Origin of the sequence: Novosphingobium sp. ST904, from assembly GCF_001298105.1 — a bacterium.
Classification (GTDB): domain Bacteria; phylum Pseudomonadota; class Alphaproteobacteria; order Sphingomonadales; family Sphingomonadaceae; genus Novosphingobium.
Genome location: NZ_LGJH01000117.1, coordinates 1 through 15,180, shown reverse-complemented (window position 1 = coordinate 15,180; position 15,180 = coordinate 1). Strand labels below are relative to the sequence as shown.

The window sequence follows — 15,180 nt, the reverse complement described above, 5'->3', positions numbered from 1 at the left end:
ATGGCGGGCAGGCTTGCAGGTCCATTCGCAAGCGGGGCGCTGGCCCTCTGGCTGGCGGGCGTTTCGGGGGCCGCGCTGGCGGCCCCGCCCACGCAGACCGCGCTTGACGAGGGCTGGCAGGCCCGCATCGCGCCGGGCGATACAGCTGCCGTAAAGGCCCATCCCAAGGCCGCGCGCTGGTTCCGCGCGCAAGTGCCGGGCACCGTGCAGCAGGACCTGATCGCCACGCGGCAGGTGCCCGATCCGTTCCTTGGCACCAACGAGGCGGCGATCCAGTGGGCCGGGCTGACCGACTGGGAACTGCGCCGCACGCTGGACGTGAGCGCCGAAGCCATGGGCCGCGAGCATCTCGACCTCGTGTTCGGCGGGCTGGATACTTTCGCAACCGTGTTCATCAACGGCAGGCAGGTGCTCAAGGCCGATAACGGCCACCGGCAGTGGCGCGTCGCCGCCAAGGCATTCCTCAAGCAGGGCCGCAACGAAATCCTCGTGCGCTTCGCCTCGCCGATCCGCACCTTGCAGCCGATGGTCCTGGCCGAGGCGCATCCGCTGCCCGGCGAATACGATTCCGCCTTCGGGGATGAGCCCAAGGGCAAGCAGACTTCCGCCTATATCCGTAAGGCCAAGTACCATTACGGCTGGGACTGGGGCCCGCGCATCGTCAACCAGGGCATTTCCGGGCCGGTGCGCCTGGAAGCCTGGGACGAGGCACGGCTCGGCGCCTTCGAGGTCGTGCAGGAAGCGCTCGGCAAGGACGAGGCGCGGCTGGTGGCGAAGTTCCGCGTTTTCGCGGACAAGCCGGGCAAGGCGCAGTTCGCCGCCCGCGTGACCGGACCGGACGGGCAAGCGCTCGCCCCGGTCTCGCGCGAGGCTTCGTTCGATGCGGGCGAAAGCGTGGTCACCGTGCCGCTGACGGTCGCCGCGCCGAAGCGCTGGTGGCCGGTCGGCTACGGCGATCAGCCGCTCTACAAGGTTTCGGGCGAGATCGCTTCCGGCGCGGGCGCCGGAGCCAAGGCGGCGCGCAATATCGGTCTGCGCGAGGTCGAACTCGTGCGCGGGGGCGGCGCTTTCGGCTTCCGGGTGAACGGCGTGACGGTCTTCGCCAAGGGCGCGAACCTCATTCCCTTCGACATGTTCCCCTCGCGCGTTACCGACGCGAAGATGCAGTCGCTGCTGGAGGATTCCCGCGCGGCCAACATGAACATGATCCGCGTCTGGGGCGGCGGCTACTATCTGCCGGACAGCTTCTACGACATGGCGGACCGCATGGGCCTGATGGTCTGGCAGGACTTCATGTTCGGCGGCGCGGTGCCGCCTGCCGACGTCGGCTACCGCGAGAACGTGCGGATCGAGGCGGACCAGCAGGTCGAGCGGCTCGGCTCGCACCCCTCGATCGTGATCTGGGCGGGCGGCAACGAGGTTATCTCCGGCTGGGAAACCTGGAGCGACCGCAAGGCCTGGAAGAAGGCCGTCGGCGCCGAGGAACACGAGCGCATGGCGACTTCGATGACCGTGCTGTTCGACCGCGTGCTGCGCGGCGCCGTGACGGATCATTCGCCGACCACGCCCTACTGGCCGGGTTCCCCTTCGACCGATTACGAAGGCCCGGTCGATACCGATGCCGCGGGCGACCGCCACTTCTGGGATGTTTGGTCGGGTTCCAAGCCGGTCGAGAACTATACGCTTTCCTGCCCGCGCTTCATGTCGGAATATGGCTTCCAGGCGATGCCGGTCATGGCGACGATCCGCGGTTTCGCGGGCGATGCGGCGCAGCGCCGGACAGCCCGGTGATGAAGGCGCACCAGAAGTTCCTCGCAGGCGAGGGCAACGAGCGCCTGAAGTTCTACCTTGACGCAAGGCTGCGCCCGGCAAAGGATCTGGCGGACTTCGTTTACCTCACGCAAGTCAACCAGGCGCAGGCGATCGATATGGCCGCGCGCCACCACCGCGCTGTGCGCCGGTGACGCTGGGTTCGCTCTACTGGCAGCTCAACGACGTCTGGCCCTCGATCTCGTGGGCGAGCGTGGACTATGAGGGGCGCTGGAAGCTGCTGCACTACGCCGCGCGGCGCTTCTTCGCCCCGCAGGCGGTGGTGGCCGAGCACAAGCAGGGCGTGACCAGGGTCAGCTTCGCGTCGGACGCCACCAGCCCGGTCGCGGCGGAGTGGCGCCTGACCGGCTACGGGATGGACGGCACGAAGCTGGGCGAAGCGGGCGGGGCGGTGACGCTGGCTCCGACGACCGCCACTTCCGTTCCCGATGTGTCGGACGCTGCGGTCTTCGCGAACGCCCCGGTAGAGGCGAGCTATGCGGTGGCGGAACTGGTGATCGGCGGCAAGACCGTCTCGCGCCAGATCGTCGAGCGTGCCTTGCCAAAGGCCATGGCCTATCCCGCGCCCGGCCTTGCCGCGAGCTGGGACGGCAAGGCGGTGACGATCACCGCCAGGGCGCTGGCCCGCGCGGTCATGCTCGATTTCGGCGCAGTGGATGCGCAGGCTTCGGACAACGGCTTCGACCTGCTGCCGGGTGAGAGCGTGCGGATCGAGATCACCTCGAAGGCCGATGCGGCGGCGCTGCGCAAGGCGCTGGTGCTGCGCACATTGGCGGGAGAAGGGTGATGAGGGCGCTGTTCCCGATCACCCTCGCCATGGTTCTGGCGGCGCCTGCCGCCGCTCAGGACCTGTCGGGCGAGGCCGATCCCGCCGTGCTCGCCGCCATCGCCAAGGCCGATCTGGCCGAGAAGGCGGACCAGCTCCAGAGCACCGCACCTGCCGCGAAGGCCATGGGCCTGCCCGCCTATGACTGGTGGAACGAGGGCCTCCACGGCCTTGCCCGCAACGGCGTGGCCACGGTGTTCCCACAGGCGGTCGGCCTTGCCGCGACCTTCGATCCGGCGCTTATGGAGAAAGTCGGCACCGTCGTCTCCACCGAGGCGCGCGCCAGGTTCAATGCCAAGCCCGTGGATGCCGACCGGCGCATCTACGAGGGCCTGACGATCTGGTCGCCCAACATCAACATCTTCCGCGACCCGCGCTGGGGCCGGGGTCAGGAGACTTACGGCGAGGACCCGTTCCTCACCGGCTCGCTGGCGGTGGGCTTCATCAAGGGTCTGCAAGGCCCCGATCCGCTCCATCCGCGCGTGATCGCGACGCCCAAGCACCTCGCCGTCCACTCCGGCCCCGAGGCCGGGCGCGACAGTTTCGACGTGGATGTCAGCCCGCAGGACCGCGAGGCGACTTACCTGCCCGCCTTCCGCAAGGCCGTGACCGAGGCCAAGCCGCTCTCGCTGATGTGCGCCTATAACTCCACCCACGGGGTGCCGGTCTGCGCCGACGATGCGCTGCTGAACGGCACTCTGCGCCGCGACTGGGGCTTCAAGGGCTTCGTCGTGTCGGACTGCGATGCGGTGGCGAACATCTGGATGTTCCACAATTACCGCTACGACGCCGCCGAGGCTTCGGCCGCGGCGATCAAGGCGGGCACCGACTTCGACTGCGGCACGACTTACGCCGCGCTCACCCAGTCGGTGGCGCGCGGCCTGCTCACCGAGGCCGAGGTCGACCGCGCGTGCCCGCTCGCTGGAGCCCGCTACAAGCTGGGCATCGCCTTCGGGGCGAGCAACCCGTGGGGCAAGATCAAGCCGGGCGAGGTCAACTCCCCCGCCCACCGCGCCCTCGCGCTGGAAGCCGCGCGCAAGTCGGTGGTCCTGCTCCAGAACGAGAACGGCCGCCTGCCGCTGAAGGCCGGAACCCGCCTCGCCGTGATCGGCACCAATGCCGACGACCTTTCGGTGATCGAGGCCAATTACCACGGCACCGCCGCCGATCCGGTAACGCCGCTGGAAGGCATCCGCCGTCAGTTCGGCGCGGCCAACGTCGCTTATGCGCAAGGCTCGGTGCTGGCCGAGGGTGCGCCCGTGGTCGTGCCGGAAACCGCGCTCGTCGCGGATGGCAAGCCCGGTCTTCGCGCCGAATATCTCGACATGTCGGGCAAGCGCGTGTTCGTGCGGCAGGATCGCCGCGTGGACTTCAACCTCACCCGCACCGCGCCCAAGGGGCTGGACGCCAAGGGCTTCAAGGTGCGCTGGAGCGGATCGCTGGTGCCGCCGGGAGCGGGAACCTATCGCCTCGCGCTCGACATTCCGGCCTGCTGGAAGGACTGCACCCGCCATGACGACGTGCGCCTGAGCATCGGCGGCAAGGAACTGCACAGCGGCGTGCTCGGCAAGCAGCGGGTCGAATTCGACATCGCATCCGATGGCTCGCCGCAGCCGATCAGCCTCGAACTCGACCATTACGGCGAGGACGAGGGCCTGCGCCTCATGTGGCTGCCACCCGCAGACGCCCAGCGCGCCGAGGCCGTGAAGGCCGCTTCGCAGGCCGACGCCATCGTTGCCGTGCTCGGCCTTTCGCCCGATCTCGAAGGCGAGGCGCTGCAGGTGCAGGTGCCGGGCTTCGTCGGCGGCGACCGCAGCGATATCGGGCTGCCCGAGCCGCAGGCAGAGCTGCTGGCGGCGCTCCGTGCCACCGGCAAGCCGGTGATCGTCGTGCTGACGAACGGCAGCGCGGTCTCGATCGATCCGGCCATGGCCGATGCAGTGATGACCGCATGGTATCCGGGCGAGGCGGGCGGCACCGCCATTGCCGAGACGCTCGCCGGGACCAACAACCCCTCGGGCCGCCTGCCGGTGACCTTCTACAAGTCCACCAGCGATCTGCCCGCCTTCGTCGACTATTCGATGAAGGAGCGGACCTATCGCTACTTCACCGGCAAGCCGCTCTGGGGCTTCGGCCATGGCCTGAGCTATACGACTTACGGCTACGAAGGGGCCAAGGTCTCCGCACCCGCTCTCGGCCAGCCGGTCACGGTCACGGCCACCTTGCGCAATCTTGGCGCCATGGCGGGCGAGGAAGTGGTGCAGGCCTATGTCGTGCCGCCGGTGATCGAGCCGCGCCCGATCATGACGCAGGGTGTCTTGCAGCGCCAGCTTGCCGCCTTCACGCGCGTTCCGCTGGCGGCGGGCAAGTCGCGCGAAGTTACGCTCACCATCGATCCGCGCAGCCTCTCGGTCGTGGACCGGCGGGGCACGCGCAAGGTCGTGCCGGGGGACTACAAGGTGTGGATCGGCGGCGGACAGCCGGGTGACGGCGCGGGCGCATGGGTTTCCTTCACCCTGACCGGACAGGCGCAGGAGCTGCCGAAGTGATGAGCGATACCACGAACCTCGACCGCCGCAGCGCGCTGGCAGGCGCGATGGCGGGTGCAGCGGCGCTCGCGCTGCCTGCCTCGGCCCATGCGGCGACGATACCCATGCCGCAAGGCGGCGGCCGTCCGCCGGTGTTCGAGCGGCGCTACGTCAGCCGCGCGGTGGAGGCGGAGATCGACCGCGTATCGCGCAAGATCGCCGATCCCAAGCTGCGCGCGATGTTCGTGGGCTGCTATCCCAACACGCTCGACACTACCGTTTTCATGGCCAGCGTGGACGGCCGCCCGGACGCTTTCGTCATCACCGGCGATATTCCCTGCCTCTGGCTGCGCGACAGCACGGCGCAGGTCCTGCCCTACCTCCATCTGGTGAACAAGGACCCGGCGCTGACCGCGCTGTTCCGGGGGCTGATCGCCCGCCAGTCGCGCTCGATCCTGATCGATCCTTACGCCAATGCCTTCATGCGCGATCCGTCTGCGAAGACCAATCTGTCGTGGGCGCTGAAGGACCAGACCGAGATGAAGCCCGGCGTGGCCGAGCGCAAATGGGAGATCGATTCGCTCTGCTATGCGATGCGCTCGGCTTCCGCTACTGGCGCCAGACGCGGGACAAGCTGCCCTTTGACGAGACCTGGGCCGAAGCCTCGCGCGCCTGCGTGCGCACCTTGCGCGAACAGCAGCGCAAGGGATCGCCCGGACCCTATCGCTTCCTGCGCACCAGCAACCGGCCGACCGAGACCATGCAACTCGATGGCTGGGGCGCGCCGAGCCGTGCGGTCGGGCTGATCCACTGCGGTTTCCGCCCCTCGGACGATTCCTGCACGTATCCGTTCCTGATCCCGGCCAACCTCTTCGCGGTGACATCGCTGCGCGAGATGGCCACCGTGGCCGAGCAGGCCCGCGGCGACACCGCGCTGGCCGCCGATGCCCGCGCGCTGGCAAGCGAGGTGGAAGCGGCGCTGCGCCAGTGGGGCACGATGCTGCTGCCGGACGGCCGCCGGGTCTGGGCCTACGAAGTGGACGGCTTCGGCAACGCGATGTTCATGGACGATGCCAACGTCCCCTCGCTGCTGGGTCTTGCCTTCCTCGAATGCGTGGACGCCGCCGATCCGCTCTGGAAAGCCACGGCGGAGGCCTGCTGGTCGGACGCGAACCCCTACTTCTTCCGGGGATCGAGGATCGAGGGCATCGGCGGGCCGCATGTCGGGCTTGGGCAGGTCTGGCCGATGAGCCTGATCGTGCGCGCGCTGTCGAGCAGCGATCCGCTGGTGATCCGCGCGATGCTGCGGATGCTGCGCGATACCGACGCGGGCACCGGCTTCATCCACGAGGCGGTGGACAGCAACGATCCTGCCAAATTCACGCGTGACTGGTTCGCCTGGGCCAACGGGCTCTTCGGGGAACTGCTGGTCAAGCTGGCCGATACCCGGCCCGAACTGCTTTCCGCGCCGCTCTGACACGCGCCTGCCTTTACCAAAGGACTGACGATGGACTTTTCCCGCCGCCGTTTCCTCGCCACTTCCGCCGTCGCGGCGACTGCGCTTGGCGCCGACGCCGCGCAGGCCGCGCGCCGCGCCGCCGGTGATGCCGCCGCGCCGCTGCCCTCGGGCGCGGTTCCCTCGGCGCGGCAGTGGAACTGGCACGCGCACGAAATGTACGCTTTCGTGCACTTCGCCATGAACACCTTCACCGACAAGGAATGGGGCTACGGCGACGAGGACCCCAAGTGGTTCAACCCGACGGATTTCAATGCCGACCAGATCGTTGCGGCGGCCAAGGTTGCGGGAATGCGCGGCGTCATCCTGACCGCCAAGCACCATGACGGCTTCTGCCTCTGGCAGACCCAGCTTACCGAGCATTCGATCCGCAACAGCCCCTACAAGGCGGGCAAGGGCGATATCGTTGCGGAAATGTCGGAAGCGTGCCGCAAGGCGGACATGCTGTTCGGGCTCTATCTCTCGCCGTGGGACCGCAACCACGCGGAGTACGGCCGCCCGGCCTATATCGACTATTACCGCAAGCAGTTGACCGAACTGTGCACCCGCTACGGCAAGCTGTTCGAAGTCTGGTTCGACGGCGCCAACGGCGGCGACGGTTACTACGGCGGCGCGCGCGAGGCGCGCAAGATCGATGCGCCGAAGTATTACAACTGGCCCTCGATCGTAAAGCTGGTCCACGAACTTCAGCCCGATGCCTGCACGTTCGATCCGCTTGGCGCCGATGTGCGCTGGGTCGGCAATGAGGACGGCGTGGCGGGCGATCCCTGCTGGCCGACGATGCCGAACGTTCCCTATGAGCAGGACGTGGGCAATGCGGGCCTGCGCGGGGGCGAGATCTGGTGGCCGGCGGAAACCGACGTTTCGATCCGGCCCGGCTGGTTCTATCACGCCGACGAGGATTCCAAGGTCAAGAGCCCGGCGCGCCTGATCCGCCTCTATGACGAATCCGTGGGCCGGGGCACCAATCTCAACCTGAACCTGCCGCCTGACCGGCGGGGCCGGATCGCCGATCAGGACGTGAAGATCCTCAAGTCGTTCGGCGATGCGATCCGCGCGACCTTCGCGAAGGATCTGGCGCAGGGCAGCGTTGCCCATGCCAGCGCCTCGCGCGGGGGCCGCTTCGCGCCCGCGCAGGTGCTGGACGGCCAGCGCGAGACCTACTGGTCCGCGCCCGACGCCGTGCTGACCCCGACGCTGACGCTCGACCTCGCGCCGGGCACGCGCTTCGACGTGGTGCGCCTGCGGGAATACCTGCCGCTGGGAATCCGCGTGACCCGCTTCGCGGTGGAAGCGGAGATCGACGGCCAGTGGCAGCGCCTTGCCGAGAAGGAATGCATCGGCGCGCAGCGCATCATCCGCCTGCCGCAGCCGATCGCGCCGCGCCGGGTGCGGCTGGTCGTCCTCGAAGGCAGCGCGGCGCCGGCGATCTCGGAATTCGCGTTGTTCGCCTCGGTGGCGCCTGTCGATGTGCCGGCGATCGTCTCGACCGATCCCAGCGTGCTGGATTCCACCAAGTGGACCATCGTTGCCGCCAGCGCGCCGGGCGCGGAACGGCTGCTGGACAATGATGCGGCGACGATCTGGAAGCAGCCCGCCCCCCAGCCGGGCAAACCCGCGCGCGTGACGGTGGACCTTGGCCGGGCCGAAGCGCTGGGCGGTTTCACGCTGACGCCGTCCCGGCAGGTCATGGCCGATTCCGCGCCGCCCCGGGGCTACGTCGCCGAGACCAGCCTTGACGGCAAGACCTGGAAGCGCAGTGCGGCCGGGGAATTCGGGAACATCGCTTATGCGCTCGCCACCCAGCGCATCGCCTTCCCCGCTCCGGTAAAGGCACGCTATCTGCGCCTGACCTTCGAGGCCACGGCGCTTCCCGCCGGTATGCTCGCCATCGCGGGGCTGGGCGCCTTTACCGGCAGGACCTGAATTCGGCGCAGGCAGGGCTGAAGGGCGGCGCCGAAGCGCCGTTTTCAGGCCTTGCCTGCCTCGATGGCGATGCGGATCGCCTCCATCGTGTTCTTGGCACCGAGCCTGGCGATCATGTTGGCGCGGTGGATCTCGACCGTCCTCGGGCTGATCGACAGTTCCTTGCCGATGAGGCGGTTCGACTGGCCTTTCGCCACGCCGATCAGCACTTCGTGTTCGCGCTTGGTCAGGCGCGAGATCAGCGAGGCGGCGGCGGATTCGCGCGGGTGATAACGCCCCGGCACATCGGCCGTGCTTGCCGCCCGGGTGAGGATATCGCGCAGTTCCGCCATGTCCTTGGTCGGGATCACGTAATCGGCCGCGCCTTTCGATATCAGTTCCACGATCCGCCGCACATTGACGACGAGGCTGTATATCACGACGGGAATGCGCTGGGCATTGATCGATTTCACGAGGAAATCGTCCAGCACGTTGTCGTTGTCGCCAATAAGAGCGATCGTGGGGTGGCGTGCCGAAAGATCGGTGAATTCGCACGAATATTGAATATTAAAAATATCGTCGACCTGCTTGAGGATCGAGGTGACGTACTTCTTGCGTTCGTTGTCATCGTCGATGAGTATGATGTTCAGCGTGTTGTTCATGTCCCTGTTCCGTGAATGATATTGATGGATTGCCGGTTCTGGTCGATGCGCGATGGCCGGTGGTTCATTCGGCCGCCGGGAGGCCGGGCGCGGCGTCCGGCCGCCGGGGCGCGGTGCGCCTGATCTTCACGTTCTCCACCTGCCGCATGACCTGCGAGGCTGCCCAGCGCGGGGCGATGGCGGCGAGAAGCAGCGTGTTGCGGTAGGACGGCCGCCGTTGCCGGTTGGCGCTGAGGCGCCGGATCTGCACCGAGGCGAGCCGGGCTTCGCGCGCAGACAGGCCGGAATCCTTCCATGCGGCGATCTCCTGATGGACGCGCGCTTCCGAAGTGCGGATCTTGTCGATCGCGCGATCGAGATGAGCTGGCCGGGGGAGCGCCGGTACCAGTAGCGCACGCTGTTCTCGCGCCAGAAGGTCGCGCCGAGATGGAGCAGTTCGAGGTAGAAGATGATATCCGCGAAATAGAGCGCATCCTTGAAGCGGACGGCGGCGGTCTTCGCGCTGCGGCGGTAGCTGAACCCGGTGGGGCCGCCGATCGGGTTCCAGGCGACGGAATGGCGCGGAATGATGCCCTGGGGCAGGTCCGGGATGGTCATGCGGACATGCCTGACGCTTTGCCCGAAGCTCAGCCCGGCGATGGAGATGCAGTCCACCTGCGGATTGCCCTGGTAGACGCCGACCGCGCGGCGCAGGTGATCGGGGTCCCACACGTCATCGGCATCGAGGAAGAACACGAAGTCGCCGGTGGCCCGGTCCAGCGCGGTGTTCCTTGCCCCGCCCGGTCCCTTTTCCTGGCCGTTGTGCAGGAAAAAGGGTGGCGACATTGCCGTGCCTGTCGTCGGCCGGCAGCACGGCCTGCCTGTCGTCCACCACGATCAGGTGCTCTATCTCGATGCCGGAATCCTGCCGCGCGACGGACTGCCTGGCTTCCGCGAGGAAATCGTCCAGGGCGAGTGTCGGGGTAACGATGCTAACTTTCATGGGCGCTTCTCCAATAGAAGAGCGAGGACAGCAGATTCTCGCGGATGCAGATGGTGAGGTAGGCGAGCGCAACGCAGGCCTCGATGATCGTCAGGGTTGCCGCGGCGCCGAACAGGCCCATCAGGCGGGTCATCGCGAAATAGGCGGGAATGCCGATCGCGCCGGTGGTGAGGGTTACGTGCCGCACGATGGTGTCGCGCTTGGCCGCCAGTACCGCATTGTTGACGAGCAGGGTGGAAAGGCCGACCAGCGCGGGCAGCGGCGCCATGATGAGGATGCAGCGGGTGATGCCCTCGTAATGGTCGAGCCCGATGGCGGTCAGCAGCGCCGGTCCGCCCAGCGCGATGGCCAGCGACATGCCCACCGAGAAGAGCAGGGCCGTGCCGTTCAGGCGCAGCAGCCGGGTGGCCAGCTCCCGCTCGCCCGAGGCATAGCGCACGCTCAGCGGATAGGCGGTCATGAACAGCGGTGCCGAGCCCTGCTGCATCGCCGTCACCAGCCGCTGGCACAGGCCGAACGCGCCGACGATCTCGGGGGACTGGACGATGCCCAGGATCAGCACGCCGGCGCTGGTGTAGGAAAACACGCCGAGCTTCATCACGAAGATGTCCCGCCCTTCGCGCAGGAGCGATGCGGCCAGTTTCGGCCTGAAGCTCAGCGCGAAGTAGCCCTTGCGGTGCAGGAGCAGCAGGCCCGAGAGATGGATCGCCAGGATCGCGCCGCACTGGGACAGGAACAGGCCGTCGATGCTGTGGAAATGGTAAGCCACCAGCGCCACGCCCAGTCCCGCCAGCCGCACCGGCGCGGTCAGCAGCAGGAACTCCCTCTGCAGAGACAGTGCGATGAAGATCCAGGTGGGGATGATCCCGTTCAGCACCATGAACACCAGCACGCACAGCGCCGTGGCCACGCCGATCGAAGGTCCGGCAATGCCGATCGCGACGAAGGCGGCGAGCAGCGCGGCGAAGAAGAACCCGGTCTGGACGAGCATGATCGCGCCGATGACTTCGGCGATCCGCGCGGGGTTCTCCAGCGCCAGCGAGATTTCGCGGGCGCCGGAGTACCGGAAACCGTATTCCAGCCCCACCAGCACGAGCGAGCCCGCGCCGAGGTAGAACACCACTTCGGACCCGATCACCTGGCTGGCCATCGCGGCGGCCAGCCAGTGATGAACGCGGGATAGCCGATCTGGAAGCCGTGCAGCACGAAAGTGGACGCGAGCCTCATGGCGCGCAGGCCCGGCGATGGCGGGCGGAGGAGCCGGGTGCGGTCATGGTGCGGTGCGCTCCGCCAGATGCCGTTCCCAGGCCAGCGCATGGCGCACGATCGTGTCGAGGTCCTCGTGCGCGGGGCGCCAGGGCAGGGCGGCGGTGATCCTGCCGTTGTCCGCCACGAGGGCGTCGGGATCGCCTGCCCTGCGCCCTTCGAGGCAGCGAACTATCGGGCGGTTGGTCACGCGGTCCACCGCATCGAGCACTTCCAGCACCGAGAAGCCGCGCCCGTAGCCGCAATTGAAGGTGTGGCTGGCCGCCGGATCGGCGATCAGCGCGCCAAGCGCGAGGACGTGCGCGTCGGCAAGGTCCGACACATGGATATAGTCGCGCACTCCGGTGCCGTCTGGCGTGTCGAAGTCGGTCCCGTAGACCGACACCGCCTCGCGCTTGCCCAGTGCCGCCTCGACGGCGACCTTGATGAGGTGAGTGGCGCCCAGCGTCGATTGCGGCCCGGTTTTCAGGGTCCGCCCCGGCGACGTTGAAGTAACGCAGGGCGCAGAAGTTCATCGGATGAGCGGCAGCGACATCGCGCAGCATCTGTTCGGTCATCAGCTTGGACATGCCGTAGGGATTGATCGGCGCCTTGCCGGAGTCCTCCACGATCGGCACGATTTCGGGGATTCCGTATACCGCCGCGGTGGAGGAGAAGATGAAATGGCGCACCCCGCACGTAACGGCGATTTCGATCAGCGCGCGGCTGCGGACGGTGTTGTTGCGATAGTAGCCCAGCGGATCGCGGACCGATTCCGGCACGACGACCGACCCCGCGAAGTGCATCACCGCGCCGATCCCGTGCTCCCGCATCGCCGCCTCGACCAGCGGCTGGTCGGCGATGTCGCCCTGGACGAAGGGAACGTCCTGCGGGACCGCCCAGCGAAAGCCGGTGGAGAGATTGTCTATCACCACGACCGGCCATCCGGCATCGCGCAGCGCGAGGACCGCGTGGCTGCCTATGTATCCGGCTCCGCCCGTCACCAGTACGGCGGGCTTTTCCGTGATTGAACGCATGATTGGACTGCCTTTGTATGAATGTCTTGTCTTGTGGGGAGTGCCCGGCGGTCAGCCCACCAGGGCAAGGACCTGCGGGGCATGGTCGGGGTGAGGAAGTAGCCTCGCCGCATCTTGCACTTGATCACGTCCCGGTAACCGGCCCGCGCCAGCGCGGTCCGCAGGTCGTGAACGAAGACGCGCAGGGCCGATACGCTGTGCTTGCGCAGGCAGACGATGGATGCCAGTTCATGGTCCCCGCGCGGGCAGCCCGGTGTCGCGAGCAGCTCGATCAGGAGCATGGCGCTTCCCCGGTAGCGCAGGTCGAGGCGCTGGCGGATCTCGTCCACCTCCAGCGAGCCGAGGCGGCGCGCCTCTCCGGCCGCGCCGTGGTACATCAGGTCCAGCGCCACCGACTTCATCAGCCGCGCCTGCGCAAGGTTCTGGTCGGCCAGTTCGAGCAGCGAATGGGCCAGCGCATGGCGTTTCGAGGCGAGGTCCGGGCCGAACTCGCACTCAAATCGCGGCTTTGCCGGGAAGGCGCCGTTTCCCGGCGTGCCGCGGCGTTCGAGGGCCGAGGGGATCATGCTTCCTGTACCGCCGTGCCCAGATCCCGGACTTCCTGCGACCGTCCGCGCGACATCACCAGGATATCGTCTCCCGAGACGACGACGATCAGGTCCTGCACGCCCAGCAGGGCAACGCGCTGCCCGTCGCTTTGCACCAGGCAATCGCGGGCATCGCGCCAGAATACCGGGCCGCGTGCGTTGTTGCCCTGATCGTCGCGGTCGAGCACGTCGTAGAGCGCGTCCCAGCTTCCCACGTCCGACCAGCCCAGCGCGGCGGGCACTACGGCCACCCGGTCATGATGTTCGAGCACCCCGTGGTCGATCGAGATCGAAGGGCTTGCCGCAAAGGCTGCGGGCAGGGGATGCACGGTCTGGGCCGTGCGGTCGGCGCCGGCCATGGCGTCCCGGACGCTGGCGGCCACGGCGGGCTGGTGCGTGTCGAGAGCGGCCATGATCGCATCGGCGCGGAACAGGAAGATGCCCGCGTTCCAGTGATAGCCGCCTTCCTCCAGCATCGCCCGCGCCCGCGCCGGATCGGGTTTCTCGACGAAGCTGCCGACCTGCCAGACACCGGCTGCGAGCGGTTCGGCGGCGCGGATGTAGCCGTAGCCGGTATGAGGGGAATCCGGCTCGATCCCGAAAGTGCAGAGCCAGCCTTCGCGGGCCAGCGGCGCGGCCTGCGCAATATGCGCCATCAGCGCTTCCGGGCGGCGGATGGCGTGATCGCTGGGCATGATCAGCAGCAGGTCGTCGCCCCGTTCGGCCATCGCGGCGGCCAGGGCGATGGCGGGGGCGGTATTGCGGGCCTGGGGTTCCAGCACGACGCGGAAATCCTGCACGCCGGCATCGTTCATCTGCTGCACCGTCTCGGCCCCGAAGGTCGCGCCGCCGATGACGATGGGCGGCGCGAAGACACTGCGGTCGCGTACGTAGTCCGCCGTCATCTGCAGCATCGTGCGTTCCGAAAGCAGCGGCAGGAACTGCTTGGGCCGGTCGGGGCGGGAAAGCGGCCAGAGCCGGGTGCCAGAGCCACCGGAAAGGATGACGGGTATGATCTTGCGCGCTTCAGTCATGGCAGGGCACTTTCCTTGCTTGCGGCGTCGTCCGGTGCCTGTCTCGCCGCCGCCCGCGTCAGCGCGGGCCACAGGACAAGCAGGATCGTCGGCAGAAACATCGTGATGAGAAGGTCATGGAGCGAGGACCGCCAGTCGCTTTCGGCACCGGCGGGGCGCGCCATGTCGAGCGCCTCGTTGAGGCATTCGGCGATGAACACGCCCAGCCATGCCATGCGCAGCGAGGCAGGCCTGACCAGCAGGTGGATGGCGGCGAAAAGCAGGACGCCCGCAAAGGCATGAAGCGCGTCCGGGGCGATCCCGGTGCCGCGTTCCAGCCAGACTTTTGCGGCCGACCAGGCCATGGCGATACCGGCGATCACGGGGCGCTCCTGAAGAACGTGCCCGGGCCGGCGAGGATTTCGATCCGGTCCGCGGTTCCCGGCGGCTTTTGCGAGAGGCGCAGGGCCGAGGTGTACCTGTCCCCTCCGGCGGCGGGCACGAGATCGAGGACATGGGCAGGCTCGGGCGCCATGTAGCGGCGGCACCAGCTGTCGCTTTCCGCAAGCCGGAAATGCCCTTCGAGCGCATCCAGCCAAACCTCGGTGCCGCCTTTGGTCAGGCGGATGAGCGTGTCTCCCTTGGGGGCCAGTTGCCATTCCGCCGGGATCAGGAAGCGTGCGCGGGCTTCTCCTGTTCGTCCCGCCCAACTGTCCGCGATCACCACGCCGCCTTCGGCAAAGGCCGAGACGATGCGCCTGACGGTCCCCGCTGCCGTCGTCAGGCGGCCTCCCATCGCCTCGCCGGGACAGTCGCGCAGGTCGTCCGGCGCGATCGCTTCGGCGGCGGCGTGGCGGCCGACCTTGAAGCAGCCGAGGTACTCGACCGGCTCGGCGCCCTCGAAGCAGGGACCGTTGTGGCTGGCGGCCGACCGTTCGTGAGTCCGGCGCGGGCCGTCGAGTATTGGGATGTGCCCGGATCGACGAACAGCCGCTCGCCTTCGACGTCGACTTCGACGGCGAGGAAATCGGCATGGCCGTGGCCGGGGT

11 protein-coding genes and 3 pseudogenes are annotated in these 15,180 nt (G+C 67.8%); 6 read left to right on the top strand and 8 right to left on the bottom strand.

Features of this window, described 5'->3' with window-relative positions:
• From ADT71_RS05335 to ADT71_RS05320, 6 genes and pseudogenes are all read left to right on the top strand, one after another.
• Positions 1-1,791 (top strand): glycoside hydrolase family 2 protein, encoded by a 1,791-nt coding sequence (locus tag ADT71_RS05335; protein ID WP_369818175.1) that lies wholly within the window; start codon positions 1-3, stop codon positions 1,789-1,791.
• Positions 1,788-1,964, top strand: a complete 177-nt coding sequence (locus ADT71_RS35470) for a hypothetical protein (protein ID WP_369818174.1) — start codon at positions 1,788-1,790, stop codon at positions 1,962-1,964. The genes ADT71_RS05335 and ADT71_RS35470 overlap by 4 nt, the downstream gene beginning before the upstream one ends.
• On the top strand, positions 1,961-2,617 hold the full coding sequence (locus ADT71_RS35465) for a glycoside hydrolase family 2 protein (protein WP_369818173.1): 657 nt from the start codon (positions 1,961-1,963) through the stop codon (positions 2,615-2,617). Before ADT71_RS35470 ends, ADT71_RS35465 begins: the two co-directional genes overlap by 4 nt.
• A complete protein-coding gene (locus ADT71_RS05330) occupies positions 2,617-5,205 on the top strand; it encodes a glycoside hydrolase family 3 C-terminal domain-containing protein (protein ID WP_369818172.1) in 2,589 nt (862 codons plus the stop codon). The genes ADT71_RS35465 and ADT71_RS05330 overlap by 1 nt, the downstream gene beginning before the upstream one ends.
• Positions 5,157-6,661: pseudogene (locus tag ADT71_RS05325) on the top strand (glycoside hydrolase family 125 protein). The gene ADT71_RS05330 and the pseudogene ADT71_RS05325 overlap by 49 nt, the downstream one beginning before the upstream one ends.
• A 30-nt stretch (positions 6,662-6,691) precedes the next feature.
• The gene (locus tag ADT71_RS05320) at positions 6,692-8,626 is read left to right on the top strand and encodes an alpha-L-fucosidase (RefSeq protein WP_054435643.1); all 1,935 of its coding nucleotides are present in this window, start codon (positions 6,692-6,694) and stop codon (positions 8,624-8,626) included.
• A gap of 44 nt (positions 8,627-8,670) precedes the next feature.
• Here the strand turns inward: ADT71_RS05320 and ADT71_RS05315 are convergent, their stop codons facing one another.
• From ADT71_RS05315 to ADT71_RS32925, 8 genes and pseudogenes are all read right to left on the bottom strand, one after another.
• Positions 8,671-9,267 carry a LuxR C-terminal-related transcriptional regulator gene (locus tag ADT71_RS05315; RefSeq protein WP_054435642.1) on the bottom strand — a complete coding sequence of 199 codons (597 nt, stop codon included), beginning with the start codon at positions 9,265-9,267 and terminating at the stop codon, positions 8,671-8,673.
• Positions 9,268-9,393: 126 nt separating this feature from the next.
• Positions 9,394-10,092 carry a glycosyltransferase family 2 protein gene (locus ADT71_RS05310; protein WP_054435641.1) on the bottom strand — a complete coding sequence of 233 codons (699 nt, stop codon included), beginning with the start codon at positions 10,090-10,092 and terminating at the stop codon, positions 9,394-9,396.
• A 146-nt stretch (positions 10,093-10,238) separates the two neighbouring features.
• Positions 10,239-11,399 carry a lipopolysaccharide biosynthesis protein gene (locus tag ADT71_RS05305; RefSeq protein ID WP_054435640.1) on the bottom strand — a complete coding sequence of 387 codons (1,161 nt, stop codon included), beginning with the start codon at positions 11,397-11,399 and terminating at the stop codon, positions 10,239-10,241.
• A gap of 120 nt (positions 11,400-11,519) precedes the next feature.
• Positions 11,520-12,531: pseudogene (galE, locus tag ADT71_RS05300) on the bottom strand (UDP-glucose 4-epimerase GalE).
• Positions 12,495-13,097 carry a hypothetical protein gene (locus ADT71_RS05295; RefSeq protein WP_054435639.1) on the bottom strand — a complete coding sequence of 201 codons (603 nt, stop codon included), beginning with the start codon at positions 13,095-13,097 and terminating at the stop codon, positions 12,495-12,497. The pseudogene galE and the gene ADT71_RS05295 overlap by 37 nt, the downstream one beginning before the upstream one ends.
• The gene (locus tag ADT71_RS05290; protein WP_054435638.1) at positions 13,094-14,152 is read right to left on the bottom strand and encodes a mannose-1-phosphate guanylyltransferase; all 1,059 of its coding nucleotides are present in this window, start codon (positions 14,150-14,152) and stop codon (positions 13,094-13,096) included. Before ADT71_RS05290 ends, ADT71_RS05295 begins: the two co-directional genes overlap by 4 nt.
• Positions 14,149-14,514: a hypothetical protein gene (locus ADT71_RS05285; protein ID WP_054435637.1), complete on the bottom strand. Its 366-nt coding sequence runs from the start codon at positions 14,512-14,514 to the stop codon at positions 14,149-14,151. The genes ADT71_RS05290 and ADT71_RS05285 overlap by 4 nt, the downstream gene beginning before the upstream one ends.
• Positions 14,511-15,121, bottom strand: a pseudogene (locus ADT71_RS32925) (heparinase II/III family protein). The gene ADT71_RS05285 and the pseudogene ADT71_RS32925 overlap by 4 nt, the downstream one beginning before the upstream one ends.
• Positions 15,122-15,180: the final 59 nt, after the last annotated feature.

Excerpts from the sequence above, each read along its gene's own strand:
- ADT71_RS05335 (WP_369818175.1), top strand. The coding sequence starts at position 1 with ATGGCGGGCAGGCTTGCAGGTCCATTCGCAAGCGGGGCGCTGGCCCTC.
- ADT71_RS05330 (WP_369818172.1), top strand. The coding sequence starts at position 2,617 with ATGAGGGCGCTGTTCCCGATCACCCTCGCCATGGTTCTGGCGGCGCCT.
- ADT71_RS05320 (WP_054435643.1), top strand. The coding sequence starts at position 6,692 with ATGGACTTTTCCCGCCGCCGTTTCCTCGCCACTTCCGCCGTCGCGGCG.
- ADT71_RS05315 (WP_054435642.1), bottom strand. The coding sequence starts at position 9,267 with ATGAACAACACGCTGAACATCATACTCATCGACGATGACAACGAACGC.
- ADT71_RS05310 (WP_054435641.1), bottom strand. The coding sequence starts at position 10,092 with ATGTCGCCACCCTTTTTCCTGCACAACGGCCAGGAAAAGGGACCGGGC.
- ADT71_RS05305 (WP_054435640.1), bottom strand. The coding sequence starts at position 11,399 with ATGGCCAGCCAGGTGATCGGGTCCGAAGTGGTGTTCTACCTCGGCGCG.
- ADT71_RS05295 (WP_054435639.1), bottom strand. The coding sequence starts at position 13,097 with ATGATCCCCTCGGCCCTCGAACGCCGCGGCACGCCGGGAAACGGCGCC.
- ADT71_RS05290 (WP_054435638.1), bottom strand. The coding sequence starts at position 14,152 with ATGACTGAAGCGCGCAAGATCATACCCGTCATCCTTTCCGGTGGCTCT.